This is a genomic window from Flavobacterium frigoritolerans, from assembly GCF_025847275.1.
Classification (GTDB): domain Bacteria; phylum Bacteroidota; class Bacteroidia; order Flavobacteriales; family Flavobacteriaceae; genus Flavobacterium; species Flavobacterium frigoritolerans.
This window is the reverse complement of the sequence record NZ_JAOZEV010000011.1, coordinates 96,246-119,885: the sequence shown is the minus strand read 5'-3', so window position 1 is coordinate 119,885 and position 23,640 is coordinate 96,246. Positions and strand designations below refer to the sequence as shown.

Here is a 23,640-nt window from a genome sequence, read left to right as displayed (position 1 = left end):
GGTGCTGAGGTTCTAAGTAGCAAAGGGACAAAGGTTTTCCCAATATTATGTAGAGAAGGTACTGAGGTTCTGAGTTGCAAAGGGACAAAGGTTTTTCTAATATTGTGTAGAAGAGGTGCTGAGGTTTTCCTAGTATTGTACTGAGAGAAGGTACTGAAGTTCTAAGCCACAAAGGTTCAAAGGTTTTTCTAATATTGTGTAGAAAAGGTGCTGAGGTTCTAAGTCACAAAGGGACAAAGGTTTTCCCAATATTATGTAGAGAAGGTACTGAGTTACCAAGTTTCACGAAATATAAAAAACCTCAGAACCTTTGAACCTTTGAACCTCTTTTAAAAAAACCTTTGAGCCTTAAAAAAACAACTCAGTACTATTAAATTTAAAGAGAATAAAATCTATAATACTTTTGAACTATAAACTAACAAGTGTTTCAACCATCAGAAAAGAAGGTGCTGAGGTTTTAAGTAGCAAAGGGACAAAGGTTTTCCCAATATTATGTAGAGAAGGTACTGAGTTACCAAGTTTTACGAAATATAAAAAACCTCAAAACCTTTGTCCCTTTGAACCTCTTTTAAAAAACCTTTGAACCTTAAAAAAGAAACAACTCATCCCTAAAATTCAACAACTCAGTACTATTAAATTTAAAGAGAATAAAATCTATAATACTTTTAAACTATAAACTAACAAGTGTTTCAATCATCAGAAAATAACTAATCCTTAAAACAAGAAATCATGACAAAATTAATTACAGCGATCACATTATTCATTTGCAGTCTTTTATCTGCTCAAACACAATTTGAACAAGGAATGGGTAAAGCATTCTCTCTTTGGAAAGAAGGAAAAAACACCGAAGCATCTGATTTATTCGAAAGAATTGCTGGTGCCGAAAAAACAAGCTGGTTACCAAATTATTATGTAGCCTTAGTAAATACAACAACAGCATTTAAAACTCAAGACAAAACACAAATAGATTTGTTACTTACTAAAGCACAAAATGCATTGAATATTGAACTAGCAAAAGACTCAAATAATGCTGAGCTTTATGTAATGCAAGCTTTAATTTATACTGCTTGGGTTGTAGCAGATCCTATGACTAACGGGATGAAATATTCGGCAAAGACTATGGAAATGTATGATAAAGCCGAAGCATTGGCTCCTGAAAACCCTAGAGTTGTTTTTGGCAAAGCCGATTTTCAATTGGGAGGTGCAAAATGGACTGGAGTTGACACCAAACCTTTGTGCGCACAAGTTGATAAAGCTATAGGTCTTTTTACTACTTTTAAACCTGAAACTCCGTTTTCACCAAAATGGGGCTTAGAAAGAGCGCTTGAGGTTCAAAAAACTTGTAAATAAATTTTATTAAAATCACTCTTTAAAAAAGAAACATAATGCATTTAAAACCGCATATAATTAAAGCTTTATTCATCGGGACAGTAATTTTTTTAGTGTCCCTTTTACTTGAATTTATTTCATCTGGAACCGAAGTTTTTTCTCCTGAGTTATATATTTATTTTTTATGCTGTATGCTGTATAGCGTTACTTTATATGCTGTTAATGCTTCGTTATTTGCTTTTTTAGACAAAGTTTTTAAAACCAATCCATATTCATTAAAACGCATCATCATTGGTTTTACAAGTTCATTTTTCTTCTCTTTAATCACCATATTTATACTTCGTGTTTTTCTTAAAGTTGTTTTAGAAGGAAAATCTATTACTGCTTTTTTAGCAAATGAAAACCCTACAAATTATATAGAATCTTCAATTATAACATTTATTGTATTATTAGCTTTTCATGCATTGCATTTTTATAAAGTATATAATGAGAATCGGGTTAAAGAACAAAAAATTATCGCAGGAACTGCTTCTGCAAAATTCGAAAGCTTAAAGAATCAAATTGATCCACATTTCCTTTTTAATAGTTTAAATGTACTAAGTTCATTAATAGAGGAAAATCCAGATAATGCACAACGTTTTACCACCTCACTATCGAAAATTTATCGTTACGTTTTAGAACAAAAAGACAAAGAACTTGTATCGGTAGAAGATGAATTAACCTTTGCAAAAACGTATATGAATTTACTAAAAATGCGTTTCGAAAATAGTTTGTTCTACGAATTACCAACTGAAGGCATTAATCCAGATGCAAAAGTAGTTCCCTTATCATTACAGCTTTTACTAGAAAACACTGTAAAACATAATGTAGTAAGTGAGCAAAAACCATTACATATTCGAATATTTATCGAAAAGGATTATTTAGTCATTCAAAATGATTTTCAAAAAAAAGAAGTTTTGCAAGACCGTCAAGGTGTAGGATTGCAAAATATAGTAAATCGTTACGGTATTATTACCAACCGAAAAGTGTTGATTGAGCAAAATGCAACAACCTTTACTGTCAAAATACCTATTTTAACAAAACAGATTACTGTCATGGAAACAAATGATTATAATGAAAATGATGCTTATTATAGAGCTAAAAAAAGAGTTGAAGAACTTAAAGGTTTTTATGGAAATTTAATTTCTTATTGTTGTGTAATACCATTTTTAATTTTTATCAACTTAAAATTTTCTCCTGGGTTCCAATGGTTTTGGTTCTCAGCGCTAGGATGGGGATTCGGACTAGCAATGCATGCTTTTAAAGTATTTGGATATAGCTCAAATTGGGAGGAAAGAAAAATTCAGGAAATTCTAAGAAAAGAAGAGAGTAAACAAAACTGGAAATAGCTATGGAAACCAATCAAAATAAACTAGACAAAAGTGAGTTACGGGAACTGGCACATAAAAAAGTAACTAAAATAAAAGGATTCTATGAGCATTTATTCATTTACTCTATTGGTGTTATATTTTATATACTAAAAGAATACGTAGGAATAAAATTTGATTTTTTCCCTTTAAAATACTTCAATGGTTTTGTGATGACAATATGGACAATTATTTTTTTATCAATGACTGTTGATTTATTCCTGTCATATAGAATGTTTGGAAGAAAATGGGAAGAACAAAAACTAAACAAGATTCTAGAGAAAAAACAAGGTTTAAAAAAAACGGAAACAACAGAAACATACGATAATAAATATAATGATCGTTATTTTGATGCAAAAAAGAAAGTAGAAAATATTAAAGGATTTTACGGCAATTTCATCTCATTTATAGTAGTCAATATCTTTTTGTTCATCATCAACATAATTTATTCTCCAGAACATTTATGGTTTTTCTGGTCTTTAATCTGGTGGGGATTGGGAGTAGTTATTCATGGATTGAAAGTATTTGATGCTTTTCCTGTTTTTGCAAAAGGCTGGCAGGAAAAAAAGATAAAAGAATTAATGGATAAGGAAAAATCCAGAAACGAAAAATGGCAATAATTTTTAAATTAAATCAAAATGGGACGATTTAGAAGACAGATGTTTGAAAATTATACTAGTTATAGTGAAAACACAACCAATGACGAACGGTATAACCTAGCCTATAAAAGAGTACGAAGAATAAAAGGTTTCTACTCTCACTTAATGATATATATTATAGTAAACATATTTATTCTTATTCCTGATACTAACCAAGTAATCTTCGGAAATGAAGAATTCTGGAGATGGGAAAACTTCTCAACAACTTTGTTTTGGGGAATTGGTTTAGCAATACACGGATTATCAGTATTTGGAAAAGATATTTTTTTTAGTTTGAATTGGGAAGAAAGAAAAATAAAAGAATACATGAAAAAAGAAGCCAATCAAAAATGGGAATAATTTATTACATTCTCAACTAAATAAAAATATTAAAAATCATTTCCGATTAAATTTTAACTGCTACTTTTAACCAACCAAAACTTTTGCCAAACCAAAAATGAGAACAATAATTATAGAAGACGAAAAACCAGCCGCTCGGTTATTACAACGCAAACTCGATAAAATAAACGTTCCTGTTGTCGTAATGCTTCACTCTGTTGCAGAAGCAATTGATTGGTTTTCTCAAAATGAACATCCAGATTTAATATTTCTTGATATTCAATTATCTGATGGATTATCGTTTGAAATTTTTGAAAAAATAGATATTAAAAGCGCTGTAATTTTTACAACTGCTTATGATGAGTATGCATTAAAAGCATTTAAGCTCAACAGCATCGATTATTTATTAAAACCAATAGACGAGGATGATCTAGATGTAGCAGTTACTAAATTTAAATCTCGTTTACCAAAAACAGAAAACGCTACACAAAACCTTGAAATCAATTTTGAGCAAATTAAAAAAATGCTTTCAAATCCTTTTGAGAAAGTGTACAAAAAAAGATTCACAATTAAAGTTGGGCAACATTTAAAAGTTATTGGAACTGATCAAATAGAATGTTTTTATAGTGAGAACAAAGGCACTTATTTACATACTACAGATAATCGAAATTATTTAATCGATTCTACTTTAGAAATTTTAGAACAAGAACTTGATCCAAAAGATTTCTATCGTGTAAGCCGCAAATTTATCGTTCCACTTCCTGCTATTAAAGAAATTGTATTATACAGTAATTCTCGCTTAAAAATAATCTTACCAACTTATAAAGAGGAAGAAGTAATTGTAAGTCGTGAGAAAGTTTCAGATTTCAAGAACTGGATTGGCTAGTTTTTAATAGACTTTTTTACCACAGATTTAAAGGACTAAATGGACTACTAGTTGTTGCTGAAAAAGTTAGCCTCGAATTTCACGAATTTTTAACTGAACTAAAATAACTTTGCAAGCTTTGCGGTTAATTTAAAGAAGGTAGAAAGGTAAAAACTTTGCGCTCTTTGCGGTTAAATTACTACACTACAGGGTAAAAATACTTTCTAATTCCTATCATTACAAAAATCAGGACAGAGTAACCAATAAAAAAAGGGGCTATATATTCAATACCATCCATTGCTAGCATAAGTGCTATAAGTAATAATTGAAAACCTAATCCGTATAAAGAAACAAAAGTCATAAACCAGTTTGGGAATGTTTTAACCTTATAAGCATCACTATCAAGTGCGTGGATTATTTTATCAAAAAGCCCATATACAATAATATAAACCTGATGCAAGAGAATAACTGATTTTTGATTTTCTCCTGGTAAAGCATTAGGAATTTTATCTTCGAAAATCTTACTGGTTCTATCTCCTCCTACCGATTTATTTCGCAGAATTACATAGTAATAATTGTATAATGTACCTTGCAACTGTATGCATAAAAAGGCAAGGATTGTGATAGGTAAAGTCGTTTTAGAAACGTAACAGATACTTATTAAGAACAAGAAATTCAAAATAATATCAAATATACTATCGAGATATCTTCCTGTATAGGACGGTGTGTTTTTTATACGTGCCAACTCTCCATCGGCAGCATCAATAATAGATTTTAATATTATAAAAAAACCTGCCCAATAAAAATACTTTTCTAGAATACAATAAATCGCAATCAACCCCGAAATTCCAAAAAGCAAGGTTACATCTATAGGTGTAAATCGTGTATTTTGTAACTTTTTAGCAAAAAACCTTCCAAAAGGTCTTCCATAATCGGATAAATCATAAAATTTATCTTGTGCGGCAAGTTTAGACATCTATGTTTTGTAAACAAAAAAGTTGCGACAATATAGTCAGTGTAATTTACGAATAAAAATTATTATTTATTTACTTAATCTATGCAATGTGTATGTCATTGCGCTTAAAAGGAAAAATGCCATTATTTGGTGAATTAAACCTAACGCAATTGGTACATGATATAAAAGTGTAAAAACGCCTAAAATAAATTGCAAAAACACAAAAACAACTAATATTTTGATCCCTGTAGATTGTGTCTTGTTAAGAGCAAATTGTGTGCTTTTAAAGTATAAAAAGAGTATAATAGCAACAACAACATAAGCAAAAGTTCTGTGTACAAACTGTACGCCACTTTTACCTTCTATTAAATTTTTAATAAGTGTAGGTTGCTCAATAAAAACCGAGTCATGAATAAATTCTCCGTCACTCATTAATGGCCAATGATTGTGAATTAATCCAGCGTTTAATCCAGCTACAAAACCTCCATAAATTATTTGTATCAAAAGAAAAACCAAAGCTATCCTGGCAATATTACGAAGAGTAATATTAATGGTAATTCTATTTCTTTCAGGATAAATTAAATCCAGCGCCACCCATAATGTATAAGCAAAGGTTACAAAAGCAAAAGTTAAATGCAGTGAAAGCCTAAAATGACTTACATCTGGATTATCAATTAAGCCGCTTCGTACCATAAACCATCCCAAGAAACCTTGAAAACCACCCATTGCCAAAAGAACAATACATTTTTTTATTGTAGAACTGTCTAGTTTCTTCTTGATTAAAAAATAAACAAATGGAATAAAGAAAACCAACCCAATGATACGTCCTATGAAACGGTGAAACCATTCCCAGAAATAAATCATTTTATAATCTGAAAGCTGAAAATCATTATGAATATTAATTTTTTGATATTCTGGAAACTTTTTATATTGCTCAAAAGCCTCATTCCACTTTGCCTCACTCATAGGAGGAAAAGTATCTGTTACCAAGTGCCAATCGGTCATTGATAATCCTGAGTTTGTTAATCGGGTAATCCCTCCTACAACAACCATTAAAAACAATAAAAAACATCCTGACAACAGCCAAATGATTACTGATTTATTTTCTCTTTTCATTTTATTTTTTTGAGATACAAAGTTGCAAAGATGCAAAGTTGCAGAGTCTCCTATTTTGGGTTAATAATTCTCTAATAAATTTTAATTAAGGTTCTAAGATGCTAAGGCACTGAGATACTAAGTTTTTTTATCTTTTATAAACTTAGTCACTTAGCTTCTCAGTGCCTTAGCACCTTTTCTACGCAATATTGGTAAAACCTTTGCAACTTTGAATCTTTGTTACTTTGCAACTTTAACCAATCCAAGCTTTTCTCCTTTTTTAAGCATAAATTCGTATGCTGCTTCATATTCATTTGGAATTTCACCTTCTAAGATCGCTTCTTTTATGGCTTCTTTTAACATTCCAATTTCTTTAGAAGGTTTTAAGTTATAGATTTCCATAATCTCTTCTCCCGAAATTGGTGGTTGAAATTTTCTAACATGATCACGTTCTTCAACCTCAACAATTTTCCTGCGTACAATTTCGAAATTTTTATGATATTTCTTGAATTTACCCGGGTTTTTAGTTGTTATATCAGCTTCACATAAAGTCATTAAATTCTCTACATCTTCACCAGCATCAAAAACTAAACGGCGAACAGCACTATCTGTCACAATATCTTGTGATAATACAATTGGCCGCGAACTCATGATCACCATCTTTTGCACAAATTTCATTTTGTTATTCAATGGCATGTGTAAACGTTCAAATATCTTTTTGACCATTTTACCACCTAAAAATTCATGCCCATGAAACGTCCATCCTTGTTTTTTGCTAAAACGTTTCGTCGGTGCTTTTCCAATATCATGCAATAAAGCTGACCAACGCAACCAAACATCATCGGTATTTGGACAGATATTATCGACAACCTCTAATGTGTGATAAAAATTATTTTTATGTGTATGTCCTTCTATTTCTTCAACTTGATTCAAATCAGTTAATTCAGGTAAAATAATATCAAGAAGTCCTGTTTGAAATAACAATAAAAATCCAACTGAAGGTTTATCTGTAGAAAGGATTTTATTTAATTCATCGACAATTCGCTCACCCGAAATAATATTGATTCGCTCAGCATTTTTAGTAATTGATTTCAATGAATTTTCTTCAATTTCAAATCCTAGCTGATTTGCAAATCGAATTGCTCGCAACATACGTAATGGATCATCAGAAAAAGTAATATCTGGATCCAGAGGAGTTTTGATGATTTTATTTTCTAAATCAGTTAATCCGTCAAAAGGATCTGATAAATCTCCGAAAGTAGCTTCATTCAAAGATAATGCTAATGCATTTATAGTCAAATCACGACGGTTCTGGTCATCCTGAAGCGTCCCATTCTCTACAACAGGATTACGGCTTTCAAAATGATAAGACTCTTTTCGTGCACCAACAAATTCTATTTCAGTATCTTCAAAACGTAACATTGCTGTTCCATAAGTTTTAAAAACCTGCACTTTTGGTTGTTTAGGTAGTAATTCTGAAACTTTTAATGCCAATTCTATTCCACTTCCTACAGCAACTATATCAATGTCTTTTTTAGAATCCCGGTTTAAAAGCAAGTCTCTTACAAAACCTCCAATTACGTAACTTTCTACATTAAGTTCTTTAGAAGCTTGCGAGATAATTTCGAAAATTTTATTTTGCAGAGCACCTTTATAATTTATTTTTTTAGCCACGAATTCTCTAATTTTTATAAAATAACAGTAAAATAATATATAGATAATTTTACCATGCGCAAATTTACAACATACTATACGCCTTTTATAATCTAAAGCACACTTTTTTTAATATTTAGCATTTCCAACTATATTATTTCATTAAAAAGCAATAATTATAAAAAAAACAGATAGAAGTAAAATTGTTTTATCTCTTTTATATACATTGATATAATAGATCTATATTACTATCAAACAAATCAATCTATATCCATTATTTTTTTGATTACTATTTGTACTTTTGAGACTGTACAAAAAAGTAGAAAATGAAAATTGTTATATCACCTGCAAAGTCTTTAAATTTCGAAAAAGAATTACCAACTTCTCAATATACTGAAGCTAGCTTACTAAAAGAAGCCAGACAAGTTCATAAAGTTTTAAAACAAAAAAATCCTTCTGAGTTATCCGAATTAATGCATATTTCAGATAAATTAGCTCAGCTAAACTGGCAACGCAATCAGGAATGGAAAACTCCTTTCACTCCCGAAAATGCTCGCCCAGCAATATTTACTTTTGATGGTGATGTATATACTGGCTTAGATGCTTATACAATTCCTGCAGAAAAACTAGACGTCTTACAAGATAAACTACGCATATTATCTGGCTTATACGGTATTTTAAAACCACTAGATTTAATTCAGGCTTACCGATTAGAAATGGGAACCAAATTACCTATTGGCGAAGCAAAAAATCTATATGAATATTGGAAAGACACCGTTACAAAAACGCTAAATAAAGAACTTAACAAAGAGGAGCTATTTGTAAACCTTGCAAGTAATGAATATTTCTCGGCTGTAGATGTTAAGGCTTTAAAAGTTCCTGTAATTACTCCTGACTTTAAAGATTATAAAGATGGGAAACTCAAGATTATTAGTTTCTTCGCCAAGAAAGCAAGAGGAATGATGGTACGTTACATTATAGATACCAATGCCGAAACTATTGATGATTTAAAAGGTTTTAACTATGAAGGATATCATTTTGATGCTAATCTTTCAAAAGATAACAATCTGGTTTTCACCCGATAAAACAAAACTTATCATCAAACAAAACCGTCTCTTTCTTTACAGAATTAGACGGTTTTTAAATACAATCAATCTATACTATCGAATGTCTTGTATTCTAATTGATTCGTTCGTAATACATTTCTTCATTATCTAAATCAATTTTGGTTTTTCCAGTAGCAGTTACTCTACCAGTATTAATAGCTCGAAGGTTTTTTGAATATTCATCTATATAATAACTCCATAATCGCATATCCGAAGTCAAAATTTCTTTTACGTGGTTATTTTTTTCAAAAGAATCATAAAAAATAATCTCCTCAGTTTTAATCAGTTTCATTTCTTTCGTACTATTATTTTGCAAATAATAAGAAATTTTATCTGGATCAATAATCATCAACTCATTTTCAGCCTTATCACTTTTTAAGTTCCTCTGTGACCAACTCGGAATGTTTCCATTCATTTTCCATGTTCCAACCAATTTATCGATTAGTTTTTTTCTAACAACTGGTTTTAATGAATCAAATTTATTTTTAGAAATTTTCCCTAATTCAGAATCTGGTTTTATTTTATAGGCAAATAAAAATAAGTCTGCAGCTGCACCAAATTCATTTTTATCAAAATAAGAAATAGCCAAATCATATTTATTCTTTTGGAGCCACATTTTTTGATCTGACTGTGACCAAGATTGAATTGAAAATGATAAAATAAAAAATAATGTAAAGTTTTTCATATTGTATTATAATTCTATAAAGTATTTTGAAGCAAAAATACTATAAAATAAATAAAATCTCTTTTATCTGTAAAAAAAAAGCCGTCTTATTCCAAAAGGATTAAGACGGCTTTAAACATTAAAAAATAGCTACTACAAGATATAATCGGTATTTATAAAATTCGATTCTTTACTATTTAATAATTCTTGCAAAATGGCATTATTGTAATCATTATCTTTTGATGCTACGAAAGTCCTAATAGAGAACGAACGCAAAGCATCGTGAATACTTAAGGTTCCTACAGCCGAATCTTTACGACCAGTAAATGGGAAAACATCTGGCCCTCTTTGGCAAGAACTATTCAAATTTACTCTGCACACTAAATTTACCAAGGTATCTATAAGTGGTGCAATAGTTTTGATGTCTTTACCAAACAAACTTACTTGTTGTCCGTAATTTGACTCAGCCATATCATTTAATGGTTCTTGAATATCCTTAAAGGTCAAGATAGGTACAACTGGTCCAAATTGTTCTTCGTGATATACACGCATTTTTTTATTTATAGGAAACAAAACAGCAGGGAATATATAATTCTCAGTGTGTAATCCTCCTTTTTCATTAATTATTTTTGCTCCTTTGCTAGTAGCATCGTGTATTAATTCCTGAATATAATGTGGCTTCTCTGGCTCAGGAAGTGGTGTAAGCGAAACTGATTTATCCCATGGATTTCCAAAAACCAATGAATCTACTTTTGCTGAAAAACGTTTATTAAATTCCTCGGCTATAGATTCATGTACATATAAAATCTTTAGTGCAGTACAGCGTTGTCCGTTAAACGATAATGTCCCAACAACACATTCCTGAATAGCCAAATCTAAATCGGCATCTGGTAAAATTATCGCAGGATTTTTTGCTTCTAATCCTAGTACTAAACGCAATCTGTTTTTATTCGGATGCTGATCTTGTAGTGCAATAGCCGATTTACTATTTCCTATTAAAGCCAAAATATCGACTTTTCCAGATTTCATAATTGGCGATGCTACTTCTCTACCTCTACCATAAACAATATTGATTGCTCCTTTGGGAAAACTACTTCTAAAAGCTTCTAATAATGGTGATAATAATAAAACACCGTGCTTTGCTGGTTTAAAGATTACAGGATTTCCCATAATCAATGCCGGAATAAGCAATGAAAATGTTTCATTCAGTGGGTAATTATAAGGCCCTAGGCACAGTACAACTCCTAGTGGTCCTCTTCGCACCATGGCATTTATTCCTTGTACTTTAGTGAAACTTGCACCACGAGAATTTAACTCTTTATAACTTTCGATAGTATCGTAAATATACTCTACTGTTCTATCAAATTCTTTCTCTGAATCTCCTAATGATTTCCCGATTTCCCACATCAATAGTTTTACAACTTCGGCACGGGTTGTTTTCATTTGAGAAACAAAATTTTCCATACATTTTATACGATCCACAACTTTCATTGTAGGCCATAAGCCTTGTCCTTTGTTATAAGCTGCAGTTGCAGACTCAACAACTTCCATCGCTTCGGCTTCACCCATAAAAGGAATAGATCCTAATAAAGTTGGCGTATATTTTTCGGTAGACGAAATTGTAGAAAATACAGGAGTGGTTTGTCCTGTCCATTTTTTTAACTCTCCGTTTACAAGATAGGTATCCTGTACCAATGGAGTATTTATTTGGTATTCCTCTGGTATAAAGCTCATTATTTGGTTATTTAGTTTTTGGTTATTAGTTATTATAAAATAAAAAAGAGGCACGCGCCTCTTTTTTATTTATGGTGTTACAGTATCTCCTTCCCAGGCCAGTATTCCTCCTAATAAATTGTAGGCGTTATCAAACCCCATCTCATTCATTATTTGACATGCTTTAGCACTTCTGGCTCCAGAGCGGCAATACACATAATAGTTTTTATTTTTATCTAATTCTTCTAGCTCATATATAAAAGCCTGTCCTTTATTGATATCAATATTAAGAGCATTTTCTATATAGCCATCATTATATTCGTCTTCAGTTCTTACATCAAGTATAACTGCTTTTTCGTCAGCTTCAAATTGAGCTACCCAATCTTCTTGTGATAAATTCATGATATCGTATTTTTAGGTAAAATTACAACGTTTTTGTTAAACTATAAACTCTGAATTTGTGAATTATATTATAATTCGTAGAAAACGTTTTAGCAAACATATAATAATCAATGAATTCTAGCTTCTATAAATTATTTTTAAAATTATAGTCTATAAAACCCATAGAAAATAGGATATTACTATTTTCAAAAATTGGCTGTTAAACACTATCCTCATCTAATTAATACCATAATAATCGGCTATATTTGTAATAAATTATAACTTTTAAAGTCATTTTCATAAAAAGCCATAAAACAAGTTTCATTAAGCAGTAGTCTTAATTTCTATTAATCTCTTAATGGCAAAAAACTCTTCTTAGTGTAAAAAAAACAAACGATGCAAACTCCTTTAAAAAACATTTTTCCAAACTTTTCCAACGAATTAATTTCAGCTATCGAAAGTAATGCTACTATGCAGGATTCAGAAGCTGGAACAATTTTAATGCGAACTGGACAATACATAAAAAATACGGTTTTGATAACCAAAGGCAAAATCAAGATTTACCGTGAAGGTGAAGATGGTGGTGAGTTTTTTATGTATTATTTACAACCAGGTCAGGCTTGTGCCATATCTATGATTTGTGCGACCAAAAGCGAGAAAAGCCAAATTATGGCAAAAGTAGTCGAAGATGTTTCGGTAGTAATGATTCCATTAACCTTAATGGACAAATGGATGATGGAACACCGCAGCTGGTACGAATTTGTAATTGAAACCTACAGAAGTCGTTTTGAAGAAGTCTTAGAAGTTGTAGATAGTATTGCTTTTCGATCTATGGATGAACGCTTGGAGTTTTACCTCAAACGTCATAAAGATGCTTGCGAATGTACCGAATTAAAAGTATCTCATCAGGAAATTGCAACCGAACTTAATACATCAAGAGAAGTGATTTCTCGCTTATTAAAAAAAATGGAACAACGTGGTTTGGTAAAACTTAATCGAAACCAAATTGAACTTTTAAAATAAAACATTTAGGTTTACTTTTTTCACCATTAAGAGATTAATAGAAATTAAGATTTAGCTTAATGATACTTAATACTTTAATGGTAATAATATTTTTTAACGTTAAAACGAAATTCATATTTAATAAACCCAATGTGATAAATGTTACTGTGCCTTACGTTTTAAGAAACAACCTTTGTATCAAAACAAACATCAATGGAATATATAGGTTATTTTGCTTCAATTATCATAGGAATATCATTAGGCTTAATTGGCGGTGGAGGATCTATACTTACTATTCCTATTTTAGTTTATCTGTTTAAGATAAATCCTGGGCAAGCAACTACCTATTCTTTATTCATTGTTGGTGTAACAGCTTTATTTGGAAGTTATAGCCATTATAAAATGGGAAATCTCAAGCTAAAATCGGCACTTTATTTTGCTATCCCATCAGTTATTTCCATATTAATTATACGAGAAGTAATCTTCCCTCAAATAGCAGCAACACTATTTTCTATTGCCTCATATACGGTTTCTAAGGATTTTTTAATCATGCTGATTTTTTCGGTATTAATGATAACTGCAGCCATCTCGATGATCCGAAAAAACAAACCAGAACTAAAAACAAACACAACAAATTACACCCAACTAAGTATAATTGGATTTATAGTTGGAATTGTAACTGGTTTTCTTGGTGCTGGCGGAGGTTTTTTGATCATTCCTGCCTTAATATTCTTTGCTAATCTACCGATGAAGCAAGCAGTAGGAACATCACTCCTTATCATTTTTATAAATTCCTCTATAGGATTTGGAGGTGATTTATACGTTGGAACCCCAGTAAATTATACTTTTTTATTAGAAATTTCGGGCATTGCACTCTTGGGAATGCTCATAGGAACACAACTTTCTAAAAGAATTGACGGCACGAAATTAAAACCAATCTTCGGATGGTTTGTACTTGTTATGGGATTTTATATTATTACAAAAGAAGTTTTCTTTTAAGAAGAAGTTCCAAGCAGATAGTTTTTTTAGTTTTACTTGTTTAGTAATCTTTGTCAGAGTTTTAAACTTTGACAAAGATGAAAAACGCTCTGTTTTTTGAGGTTATGTTTAGAATTGTATATTAAAATAATCATTGAATAATAGTAAGGTCAAAGAAACTTTTTCAGTACATTTAACTTGATACTGATATTACGAATCAACCTTATGGCCAAAACAATCAAACAATTCGAAGAAAGTTTATTTACAGAAGATGACGGAAGTAAATTTTCTAAAATAAAAGACAATCTAATAAAAAGCTTCTCCCCGTCTGACAGAGAAAAAGTTATCGAAATTTTTATCCAATATTCTAAAAATGGCAAAATGCTACATTGGAGAGAATTCTTATTGACTGACATTATTAATCTAGTTAAAGAAGACGAAACAAATTATAGTGACTTCTTCGAATGGACAATTACAAAACCAGAACTTACTTATTGGGGAATTGACGGACTCCTAAAAACAAAAGGAATAAAAGCATATAAAACACTCATTGAATTAGCGCAAAACGAAAGCTTGCCAACAGACGTTCGGGCAAAAGCTATAAAAAGTATTGCCATACACAGCAACCAGCCTTTTGACCGTGATTTACCACAAGATCCTGGTTATTGGAAAATTGAAAACTTTAGGATTGATGAATTATTAGATTGGCAAAACAAAGCCTACAAACAAGGTTCAGGTCATAAAGAACCCCAAATTCATCCAACCTTAAGAAATCCAAAAACAGAACTAGAAAAAGCAGTTTCTAAACTAGACAACAAATTAAAAATAGAAAGAAGCAAGCAACAAGATTTATCAAATCCTTCGGATTGGCTCGCAATAGCAGATAAAAACAAAATTGAAGCAATAGAACAAAAATGGAAACTACCAGAAAATTATCTGCTATTTCTTAAGAACTATTCTCCAATTAATGTATTTATAGACGATGAAAAATTCTTTCAAGGATTGAATTTATATGGAGCAGATACTTTAATCAAATCTCAAAATGGTTATTCATTCAACGCAATGACATCTGAAATTCTTACCGATTGGCCTTCTAATTATATTGTAATTGCCGATGCAGGCGCTGATCCATATTGCATTGACATTGCTAACATTACAAACAACGACGCTCCAATATATACAAGTATGCACGGAAATGGAAAATGGGAATTCGAAAAATACGCAGACTCCTTCGTTGATTTTTTAAAAGATATTGTAGAGTAACGTCTTCAATCTTTGTCAAAGTAAAAAGAATTCTGACAAAGAGTAAATCCGAAAAACACAACTAGTATCTTACCTGAGTAACTAGTTTTTCACCAAAAAACTATTTTGGAAAAGAATTTTTAAATACCTTTGAATTATGAGCACAGCGACAAAACCAAAACATATTGGCAGGAACATAAGCCGAATCAGAGAACTTCGAGGTATGAAACAAGAAGCACTTGCCGACGCAATTGGCATAAGCCAACAATCTATTTCGAATATTGAATCAAACGAAACTGTAGAGCCTGAAAAACTAAAAGCAATCGCAATAGCATTAGGTGTATCAGTTGAAGCAATAAAAAATTTTTCAGATGAAAATATGATTAATTATTTTAATAGTTTTCACGATAACAGTATTAATAATGGTCAAAATGCCGCATATCCAGTATACAATTTTAATCCCCTTGAGAAATTGATTGAATCTTACGATGAAAACAAAAAACTCTACGAACGTTTAGTTCTGGCAGAAAAAGAAAAAATTGAATATTTAGAAAAATTACTAAAAGATAAATAGTCGTCCAAAATTAATTAATACAAGAATAATCTTTGTCAAAATTTAAAAATTTGACAAAGATTAAAACTAAAAAATCCGTTTATTCCTTAGAGTAAACGGATTTTTATTTTATGGGCGTTCCCTTCGGTTGGGCTTCCCGATAGCTATCGGGACACTATATCTTTTTATTTTTTTTTAAAAGTAGGTTGCGGGCATCGATTTAAAATCCAACCTAGCTCGATTACAAACACAAATAACATGTTACAAACATAACCAACAGTTGAAACCGTGGGCTATGGTCAAAAATAGAGATAAAAAAATAGCCACCGATTAAAACCAATAGCTATTTAAACAAAAACTGATAAATCAATTCGTTAATTCGTGGCTAAAAACCCTTAATGCTCACCATACCCAATATCGTCCATTTTACCACTGAATACTTTATATTGAATTACAAAATATACAATTACCAAAGCCAGAGCGATAAAAAACCAACTCATTCCTACTGATAATCCGTATTCGTGAGCTGCTGCATTGTAAATCGTTAAGGAAGGATTAACACTATTTGTTGATGGCAATACATTTGGAAAAATTGAAACTGCCGTTGAAGCAAAACCTCCAACAAGAAACAATGTCGAAAACACAAATCCTGAACCGTCTTTTTTATACGTTCGTACTTTAAACAAACCTACAATCCCGATAAAAGTAATCAAAGGAAAAATCCAGAGTATTGGCGTTTCAATAAAATTATGAAAGGGTTTTGGTTCAATAAAATGCCAGATTTGCAAGGATATAAATACCAAAATCAGCAATACTATATTAAGTTTAAAAACCACATTTTTAAGCTTTTCATTTAATGAAGAATTGGTTTTAAAGATAATCCAGTTTGCTCCATGAATCGTAAGAGCAACTACACTCACAATCCCAAGAAACAACGTAAACCAATCGATAATCCCTAATTCATTGGCTTGCGGACTAAATGTAGGATTCCACAAAGGCAAAAAGAAGAAATGAGCTTCCTGAGTAGAAACTCCATTTACAACCATTCCTAAATTTACCCCACGAACAATATTCCCTAAAGCAATCCCAAAGAATAAAGCCAGCAGTAAACTCGCAATCCCAAATGCCTTGTCCCAAACTACTTCCCACATTGGGTGATGAATTTGTCCGCGCATTTCGAGTCCTATTGCTCTAAAAATAAGCAACCACAAAATCATAATCAAAGGCAAATAAAACCCACTGAATGAAGAAGCATATAATATTGGGAAAGCAAAAAACAAAACTCCTCCCGCGGCAATAATCCATACTTCATTGGCATCCCAAAAAGGACCAATTGCATTGGTTATTGCTTTTTTATCTTTTTCTGTTTTAGCAAAAAATAAATGAATAATTCCTGCTCCAAAATCATAACCATCTAATACAATGTACACGGCTAGAATTCCCATTAAAACTACGTACCAAAAAAATTCCATAATTATATTTTTTCTGTGTGAGGTCCTTTATTGATGATTTTTCCAACCAAAAGCAAAAACAACATGCCCAATAAAAGATACAATCCTATAAATCCTAACAATGTAAACAATGTATTCCCTGAGGAAACGGTTGGTGAGCCACCTTCGGCAGTACGCAATAAATTATAAACCAACCAAGGTTGACGTCCTAATTCGGCAGTGTACCATCCAGCAGTATTAGCGATATATGGAAACGGAAGCATAAAAAGTAGCGACCATAAAATCCATTTAGTTTCGAATAATTTTTTCCTGCAAAGCTGTAAAACAGCAAAAGCCATCAATCCAATAAATATCGTTCCCAACCCTACCATGATATGATAGGCATAATACAATCCAGAGATATTAGTTGGATGAACACTTTCATCAAACTGATCTAGTCCTTTAATTTCTTGATGCCAGCTTCCGTAAGTTAAGAAACTCAAAATATTAGGTACTGCTATTTTATTATCTAATTTTTTATCTTTTACATCGGGCTGACCTATAAGAACAATTTCAGATCCTTTTTTCTCGGTATGAAAAATTCCTTCCATAGCAGCAAAAGTTACAGGCTGATATTTTACAACATTTTTAGCTAATAAATCGCCTGTTGGAACAGCTACAATTACACAAGAAATCAATCCGAAAATAACACCCGTTTTTACGAATAGTTTTCCGTAAGTAAGATTCTTTTTGCTCAAAATATAAAAAGCACCAATTCCGGCAACAACAAATGAACTCGTTACCATAGATGCAGCCTGATTATGCAAATAAGAAGGCCATAACCAAGGATTAAGAAATAAAGCCTTAAAATTGGTTAATACAAATCTTCCGTTTTCAAGGATTTCATACCCTACAGGGTTTTGCATCCAGGAATGTGTCGCTATTATTAAATAGCCACTTGCCCACGAACCAATACATATTAATAATCCGGTGACAAAATGCCATTTATGTCCAAGCAGTTTTTCGCCAAATAAAAATATCCCAAGAAATGATGATTCTAAGAAAAAAGAAAACATCCCTTCCATAGCAAGGGTTTGTCCGATGATTCCACCTGTTAATTCCGAGAACTTAGCCCAATTGGTTCCAAACTGAAACTCCATCGGAATCCCCGTAACAACCCCCATTGCAAAATTCAATGCAAAAATTCTCATCCAAAAATGAGTGGCGTGGTTGTATTGTTCGTTATTAGTTCGGAGATACTTCCATTTAAAATATACAATGATTAATGAAAGTCCCATTGTAAGTTGCGGAAAGAGGTAGTGAAAGGTTATTGTAAATGCAAACTGCATTCGGTCATAAAAAAGCATTTCTTCCATACTAGCGTATATTATTTTATTATGAGGTCTCGCAAATTTACCTATTAAAACTAACATTTACTGTCATAAAAAAAACTTTATCGTCTTGTCTTTGTAAAAACTTTTAGTTAGTTCAAAATAGTTGAATCGTACCTTTTTTTTAAACATATAAGCTATATAAGTCCATTAAAGCTTTGCTTTATGATGATTAATTTGACGATTATATTTATTTACACAATTTATATGGTTAATTTTTTTCTAAATACACAAAACAAATTTGTGTAACATTAGTCACTGGCTAAACAAAAAAACTAACTTACCTTTGCTAAACATTATTTAAGATTACACAACAATGAAAATTGAACAAATTTATACTGGATGTTTAGCACAAGGAGCCTACTACATTACTTGTAATGGAGAAGCTGCTATTATAGACCCGCTCAGAGAAATACAACCCTACTTAGATCGTTTAAATCGTGATCAGGTAAAACTAAAATACATTTTTGAAACTCATTTCCATGCCGATTTCGTTTCAGGACATGTCGATTTAAGCAAAGAAACTGGTGCTCCAATTATATATGGCCCAAATGCTGAATGTGGATACGATTGTGTTTCTGCAACTGATGGACAAGAATTTAAGTTGGGAAACATAACCATAAAAGCATTACATACTCCGGGACATACTATGGAGAGTACTTCTTATTTATTAATAGATGAAAGCGGAAAAGATTATGCTCTTTTTTCTGGAGATACTCTATTTATAGGAGATGTAGGTCGTCCTGATTTAGCTCAAAAAGCTGCTGGAATGACACAAGATCAATTGGCTGCAATATTATTTAATTCGTTACGAACAAAAATAATGACTTTAGCAGATGACGTTATTGTATATCCAGCTCATGGTGCAGGAAGTGCTTGTGGTAAAAACATGAGCAAAGAAACAGTATCGACTATTGGGAACCAAAAAGCAACCAATTATGCTTTACGTGCTAATATGACTGAAGCCGAATTCATTACAGAAGTTACTGATGGATTATTGCCTCCTCCTGCTTATTTTAGCATGAATGTGGCTATGAACAAAAGTGGCTACGAAAGTTTCGAATCTGTTTTACACAATGGAATGAAAGCTATAAAAGTAGATGAATTTGAAGCTATAGTCGAAGAAACTGGCGCTTTGATTTTAGACACAAGAAATAACAGCAATTTTAGCAAAGGATTTATTCCGCAATCAGTGAATATAGGCATCAATGGAGATTTTGCTCCATGGGTTGGTACGCTTATTGCCGATGTAAAACAACCTATTGTATTGGTAACCGAAAAAGGATTAGAAGAAGAAACTGTAACCCGATTAAGTCGCGTAGGTTTTGATTCGATTATCGGTCATCTTGAAGGTGGTTTTGATGCTTGGAAAAATGCAGGTTATGAAATTGATACCGTAAACAGAATTACACCTGAACAATTTGCAAACGAGTTCAAACCTGAAGAAAACAAAGTAATCGACATTCGTAAAGAAACCGAATATAGTGCCGAACATATAGAAGATGCTTACAACAAACCATTGGCTTATATTAATGACTGGGTAAAAGACATCGACCCAAAAGAACATTTTTATTTGCATTGCGCTGGTGGATACAGAAGTATGATTGCTGCATCGATATTACAAGCACGCGGATTTAGAAACTTCACCGAAATCGAAGGTGGTTTTAATGCTATTGCAAAAACTACCATTCCAAAATCAGATTTTATGTGTCAAAGTAAAGTTTTAAAATAAATAAGTAGTAAAGGTACAGAGGTACAAAGCGACAAAGGTTTTAGCCTCTGTACCTTTGCCGCTCCAAACCTAAATAAAAAAGTAACAAAGACATAAAACGACAAAGATTTCAACCTCTGAACCTTTGCCGCTTTGAACCTAAATAAAAAAGCAACAAATGAATTTAATTGAAATCATAAAAGAACCATGGCCTTGGTACGTTTCAGGTCCGTTAATAGGATTGACTGTTCCTATTTTATTAATTTTTGGTAATAAAGCATTTGGTATTAGTTCGTCTTTACGCCATATATGTGCCATGTGTATTCCTGCAAATATTTCATTTTTTAAATACGATTGGAAAAAAGAAAGCTGGAATTTATTTTTTGTCTTCGGAATTTTCTTAGGCGGAATCATAGCAACTGTTTTCTTATCGAATCCAAATGCTATCGAAATAAACTCAAAACTTACTACCGAATTGGCTACTTATGGAATTACCGATAATTCGGGATTAATGCCAGTTCAGCTTTTTTCATGGGAAAGTTTATTAACGCTACGTGGTTTTATAATGATTGTAGTGGGTGGTTTTCTTGTAGGATTCGGAACGCGTTATGCGGGAGGATGTACAAGCGGACACGCAATCATGGGGATTTCTAATTTGCAATGGCCATCACTAGTAGCAACAATTTGCTTTATGATTGGCGGATTTGTAATGGCAAACCTGATTCTTCCTTATATACTTTCACTTTAAATCCCTAAAAAATGAAAATTTCAAACTTAAAATATATGCTTGTCGGAATTGTATTCGGCATAGTATTCGTAAAAGCCGAAATCATTAGCTGGTACCGTATTCAGGAAATGTTCCGTTTACAATCTTTCTTTATGTATGGTGTAATCGGAAGTGCAGTTGCAGTAGGAATGTTATCCGTTTTTTTGATAAAAAAATTCAAAGTAAAAACTATTCAGGGAGAAGAAATCAAGATTGAGCCTAAAACTTTTAGTAAAGGTCAGATTTATGGTGGCTTATTATTTGGATTTGGCTGGGCAATTACCGGAGCATGCCCTGGTCCTCTTTTTGCACAAATAGGAACTGGAGTTACTGTAATTGCAGTAACATTGGTAAGTGCAATAGCAGGAACTTGGGTTTATGGTTATTTTAAAGACAACTTGCCTCATTAATATTTAGTACACCTTTATTATATAGAGCTCCATATGAAAATAACATATGGAGCTTTTTTATTTTGTCAAAATAATTTTTAAACACATAAAAACCAATAAATTATAAATTAAATTTTATTAATTTTAAAGTCGATTTCATACCACGAAAAACTTCCATAAATAATATTAACGAAAATTTAACGATACATTTGTATATACAACTATAAAACGTATTACATTTGTATATACAAATTATACACTTACGACTATGACAATTGAAGATGTAATAAAAAGTACCGTTAAGATGGATAATCCAAAAAGAGTTATTCTGAATATTATGTACACACAAAATGTGCTTCAGGATAAATTTAATGAGGTATTAAAACCTTATGATTTATCAGGAGAGCAATATAATGTGCTACGCATATTAAGAGGACAAAAAGGAAATCCAGCTAATATGTGTGTTATACAAGACCGTATGCTGGCAAAAACAAGCAATACAACCCGATTAGTCGATAAGTTATTACTGAAGGATTTTGTTACCAGAAATGTATGTCCAAATAATAGACGAAAAATAGAAGTTTCGATTACCGAAAAAGGATTAGATGTTTTAACCGAATTAGACCCAAAGGTAATAGAACATGAAACTGTTTTTTCTGAAAATCTGACTACAGAAGAATTAGAATTATTAAATGAGTTATTAGAAAAATTTAGAAATCAAAAAAATTAATACAAATAAATAAAATGAATACTTTCCTAGAAAATCAAAATTGGAGATACGCAACCAAAAAGTTTGATGCGACCAAAAAAATATCTGCTGAAGATTTAAATACATTAAAAGAAGCAATACGCTTAAGTTCATCTTCTTACGGACTACAACCATACAAAGTAATTTTTGTTGAATCACCAGAATTAAGAGCAAAATTACAAGGAGCAGCTTGGGGACAATCTCAAATTGTAGATGCTTCTCATTTGGTAGTTTTTGCAAATGACACTAATATTGGTGATGATGCAATTAACAATTTTGTCAAAAACATTAGCGAAACAAGAGGAATTCCAGCTGAATCACTATCTGGATATAGCGATTTTATGAAATCTAAAATCACGACTCTTTCACCAGATGCAAAAAACATTTGGACATCTAAACAAACTTACTTAGCATTAGGAAACTTATTAAACGCTGCTGCCGAATTAAAAATTGACGTTACGCCAATGGAAGGTTTTGATCAAGCTGCATTTAATGAAATCCTTGGTTTAGATGCTTTGCATTTAAATGCTTCGGTAATTGCAACTGTAGGTTACAGACACGAAGAAGATGCAACACAGCATCATAAAAAAGTAAGAAAATCTCAAGAAGAATTATTTATCACACTATAATTATTAATCCAAATTCATTAAAAACAAAAAACAAACAAAATGAAAAATCTAAAAACAATTGCTCTAGCCCTAGTGGTAGCTCTATCATCAGTTTCAATCAACGCTCAAACTAAAAAAGTTGACGTTAAAACAAGTACAGTTAAATGGGTTGGTAAAAAAGTAACAGGAGAACACTCTGGTACTGTAAACCTAAAAGATGGTGCTTTAGTATTTAAAGGTAAAAAATTAGCTGGTGGAACTTTCACTGTAGATATGACTTCTATCAACGCAACTGACCTTTCTGGTGAATACCAAGGAAAATTAAACGGTCACTTGAAAGCTGATGACTTCTTTGGAACTGAAAAATTCCCAACTGCTAAATTAGTTTTCAAAACTATCGGAGCTAAAGCAACTGATGTTTACACTGTAACTGCAGATTTAACTATCAAAGGAATTACTAAACCAGTAACTTTTGATATTACTGTAAATGGTAATACTGCTACAACTGCATTTAAAGTTGACAGAACTAAATATGATATTAAATACAACTCAGGAAACTTCTTCGAAAACTTAGGAGACAAAACTATCAATGATGATTTTGAATTAACTGTAGCTTTGAAATTCTAATATTACACACTTACTAATTCGAAAAATCCCATCGGCCACGGCAGATGGGAT

Annotated in this window: 24 protein-coding genes; 16 read left to right on the top strand and 8 right to left on the bottom strand. The window is 31.7% G+C overall.

Annotated features, from left to right (window positions below):
* Positions 1-729: 729 nt before the first annotated feature.
* The 5 genes from OIU80_RS14305 (at position 730) to OIU80_RS14280 (ending at position 4,598) form a co-directional block, all read left to right on the top strand.
* Positions 730-1,350: a hypothetical protein gene (locus OIU80_RS14305; protein ID WP_264287671.1), complete on the top strand. Its 621-nt coding sequence runs from the start codon at positions 730-732 to the stop codon at positions 1,348-1,350.
* A gap of 35 nt (positions 1,351-1,385) precedes the next feature.
* Positions 1,386-2,717 carry a 2TM domain-containing protein gene (locus tag OIU80_RS14300; protein WP_264287670.1) on the top strand — a complete coding sequence of 444 codons (1,332 nt, stop codon included), beginning with the start codon at positions 1,386-1,388 and terminating at the stop codon, positions 2,715-2,717.
* A 2-nt stretch (positions 2,718-2,719) separates the two neighbouring features.
* Positions 2,720-3,355, top strand: coding sequence for a 2TM domain-containing protein (locus OIU80_RS20885; RefSeq protein WP_319004970.1), 636 nt, complete (start codon positions 2,720-2,722; stop codon positions 3,353-3,355).
* An 18-nt stretch (positions 3,356-3,373) separates the two neighbouring features.
* Positions 3,374-3,733 (top strand): 2TM domain-containing protein, encoded by a 360-nt coding sequence (locus OIU80_RS14285; protein WP_264287669.1) that lies wholly within the window; start codon positions 3,374-3,376, stop codon positions 3,731-3,733.
* A 97-nt stretch (positions 3,734-3,830) separates the two neighbouring features.
* Positions 3,831-4,598, top strand: coding sequence for a LytR/AlgR family response regulator transcription factor (locus tag OIU80_RS14280; RefSeq protein ID WP_264287668.1), 768 nt, complete (start codon positions 3,831-3,833; stop codon positions 4,596-4,598).
* A gap of 178 nt (positions 4,599-4,776) precedes the next feature.
* Here OIU80_RS14280 and OIU80_RS14275 read toward each other — a convergent pair whose 3' ends face one another.
* The 3 genes from OIU80_RS14275 to OIU80_RS14265 form a co-directional block, all read right to left on the bottom strand.
* Entirely contained in the window at positions 4,777-5,553 is a 777-nt protein-coding gene (locus OIU80_RS14275) for a CDP-alcohol phosphatidyltransferase family protein (RefSeq protein WP_264287667.1), read from the bottom strand.
* Between the two features lie 66 nt (positions 5,554-5,619).
* A complete protein-coding gene (locus OIU80_RS14270) occupies positions 5,620-6,648 on the bottom strand; it encodes a COX15/CtaA family protein (protein ID WP_264287666.1) in 1,029 nt (342 codons plus the stop codon).
* A gap of 219 nt (positions 6,649-6,867) precedes the next feature.
* Positions 6,868-8,289, bottom strand: coding sequence for a CCA tRNA nucleotidyltransferase (locus OIU80_RS14265; RefSeq protein WP_264287713.1), 1,422 nt, complete (start codon positions 8,287-8,289; stop codon positions 6,868-6,870).
* A 317-nt stretch (positions 8,290-8,606) separates the two neighbouring features.
* Between OIU80_RS14265 and yaaA the strand changes: the two genes are divergently transcribed.
* Entirely contained in the window at positions 8,607-9,365 is a 759-nt protein-coding gene (gene yaaA, locus OIU80_RS14260) for a peroxide stress protein YaaA (RefSeq protein ID WP_264287665.1), read from the top strand.
* A 94-nt stretch (positions 9,366-9,459) separates the two neighbouring features.
* On the opposite strand, the gene OIU80_RS14255 is transcribed toward yaaA, so the two are convergent.
* The 3 genes from OIU80_RS14255 to OIU80_RS14245 all read right to left on the bottom strand — a co-directional run bounded on the left by OIU80_RS14255 (position 9,460) and on the right by OIU80_RS14245 (position 12,165).
* Entirely contained in the window at positions 9,460-10,071 is a 612-nt protein-coding gene (locus tag OIU80_RS14255) for a hypothetical protein (RefSeq protein ID WP_264287664.1), read from the bottom strand.
* Positions 10,072-10,203: 132 nt separating this feature from the next.
* Entirely contained in the window at positions 10,204-11,784 is a 1,581-nt protein-coding gene (locus tag OIU80_RS14250) for an NADP-dependent glyceraldehyde-3-phosphate dehydrogenase (protein WP_264287663.1), read from the bottom strand.
* A 69-nt stretch (positions 11,785-11,853) separates the two neighbouring features.
* Entirely contained in the window at positions 11,854-12,165 is a 312-nt protein-coding gene (locus OIU80_RS14245; protein ID WP_264287662.1) for a rhodanese-like domain-containing protein, read from the bottom strand.
* A gap of 375 nt (positions 12,166-12,540) precedes the next feature.
* On the opposite strand from OIU80_RS14245, the gene OIU80_RS14240 reads away from it, so the two are divergent.
* From OIU80_RS14240 to OIU80_RS14225, 4 genes are all read left to right on the top strand, one after another.
* On the top strand, positions 12,541-13,167 hold the full coding sequence (locus OIU80_RS14240) for a Crp/Fnr family transcriptional regulator (RefSeq protein ID WP_264287661.1): 627 nt from the start codon (positions 12,541-12,543) through the stop codon (positions 13,165-13,167).
* A 192-nt stretch (positions 13,168-13,359) separates the two neighbouring features.
* Complete coding sequence (locus OIU80_RS14235) at positions 13,360-14,145, top strand: sulfite exporter TauE/SafE family protein (protein WP_264287660.1); 786 nt, start codon at positions 13,360-13,362, stop codon at positions 14,143-14,145.
* 204 nt (positions 14,146-14,349) lie between these two features.
* Complete coding sequence (locus OIU80_RS14230) at positions 14,350-15,387, top strand: SMI1/KNR4 family protein (protein WP_264287659.1); 1,038 nt, start codon at positions 14,350-14,352, stop codon at positions 15,385-15,387.
* A 136-nt stretch (positions 15,388-15,523) separates the two neighbouring features.
* Positions 15,524-15,940, top strand: coding sequence for a helix-turn-helix domain-containing protein (locus OIU80_RS14225; RefSeq protein WP_264287658.1), 417 nt, complete (start codon positions 15,524-15,526; stop codon positions 15,938-15,940).
* A 374-nt stretch (positions 15,941-16,314) separates the two neighbouring features.
* On the opposite strand, the gene cydB is transcribed toward OIU80_RS14225, so the two are convergent.
* Together cydB and OIU80_RS14215 are read right to left on the bottom strand one after the other, a co-directional pair.
* On the bottom strand, positions 16,315-17,391 hold the full coding sequence (gene cydB, locus OIU80_RS14220; protein WP_264287657.1) for a cytochrome d ubiquinol oxidase subunit II: 1,077 nt from the start codon (positions 17,389-17,391) through the stop codon (positions 16,315-16,317).
* Positions 17,392-17,393: 2 nt separating this feature from the next.
* Positions 17,394-18,725 carry a cytochrome ubiquinol oxidase subunit I gene (locus OIU80_RS14215; protein WP_264287712.1) on the bottom strand — a complete coding sequence of 444 codons (1,332 nt, stop codon included), beginning with the start codon at positions 18,723-18,725 and terminating at the stop codon, positions 17,394-17,396.
* A gap of 331 nt (positions 18,726-19,056) precedes the next feature.
* Between OIU80_RS14215 and OIU80_RS14210 the strand changes: the two genes are divergently transcribed.
* From OIU80_RS14210 to OIU80_RS14185, 6 genes are all read left to right on the top strand, one after another.
* Positions 19,057-20,472: an MBL fold metallo-hydrolase gene (locus tag OIU80_RS14210; RefSeq protein ID WP_264287656.1), complete on the top strand. Its 1,416-nt coding sequence runs from the start codon at positions 19,057-19,059 to the stop codon at positions 20,470-20,472.
* A 157-nt stretch (positions 20,473-20,629) separates the two neighbouring features.
* Entirely contained in the window at positions 20,630-21,199 is a 570-nt protein-coding gene (locus tag OIU80_RS14205; protein WP_039116026.1) for a YeeE/YedE family protein, read from the top strand.
* A gap of 11 nt (positions 21,200-21,210) precedes the next feature.
* The gene (locus OIU80_RS14200; RefSeq protein WP_264287655.1) at positions 21,211-21,627 is read left to right on the top strand and encodes a YeeE/YedE family protein; all 417 of its coding nucleotides are present in this window, start codon (positions 21,211-21,213) and stop codon (positions 21,625-21,627) included.
* 247 nt (positions 21,628-21,874) lie between these two features.
* A complete protein-coding gene (locus tag OIU80_RS14195) occupies positions 21,875-22,336 on the top strand; it encodes a MarR family winged helix-turn-helix transcriptional regulator (protein WP_264287654.1) in 462 nt (153 codons plus the stop codon).
* Between the two features lie 14 nt (positions 22,337-22,350).
* On the top strand, positions 22,351-22,983 hold the full coding sequence (locus OIU80_RS14190) for an NAD(P)H-dependent oxidoreductase (protein WP_264287653.1): 633 nt from the start codon (positions 22,351-22,353) through the stop codon (positions 22,981-22,983).
* Positions 22,984-23,022: 39 nt separating this feature from the next.
* Entirely contained in the window at positions 23,023-23,589 is a 567-nt protein-coding gene (locus tag OIU80_RS14185) for a YceI family protein (protein ID WP_264287652.1), read from the top strand.
* The last annotated feature ends 51 nt before the right edge of the window (positions 23,590-23,640 follow it).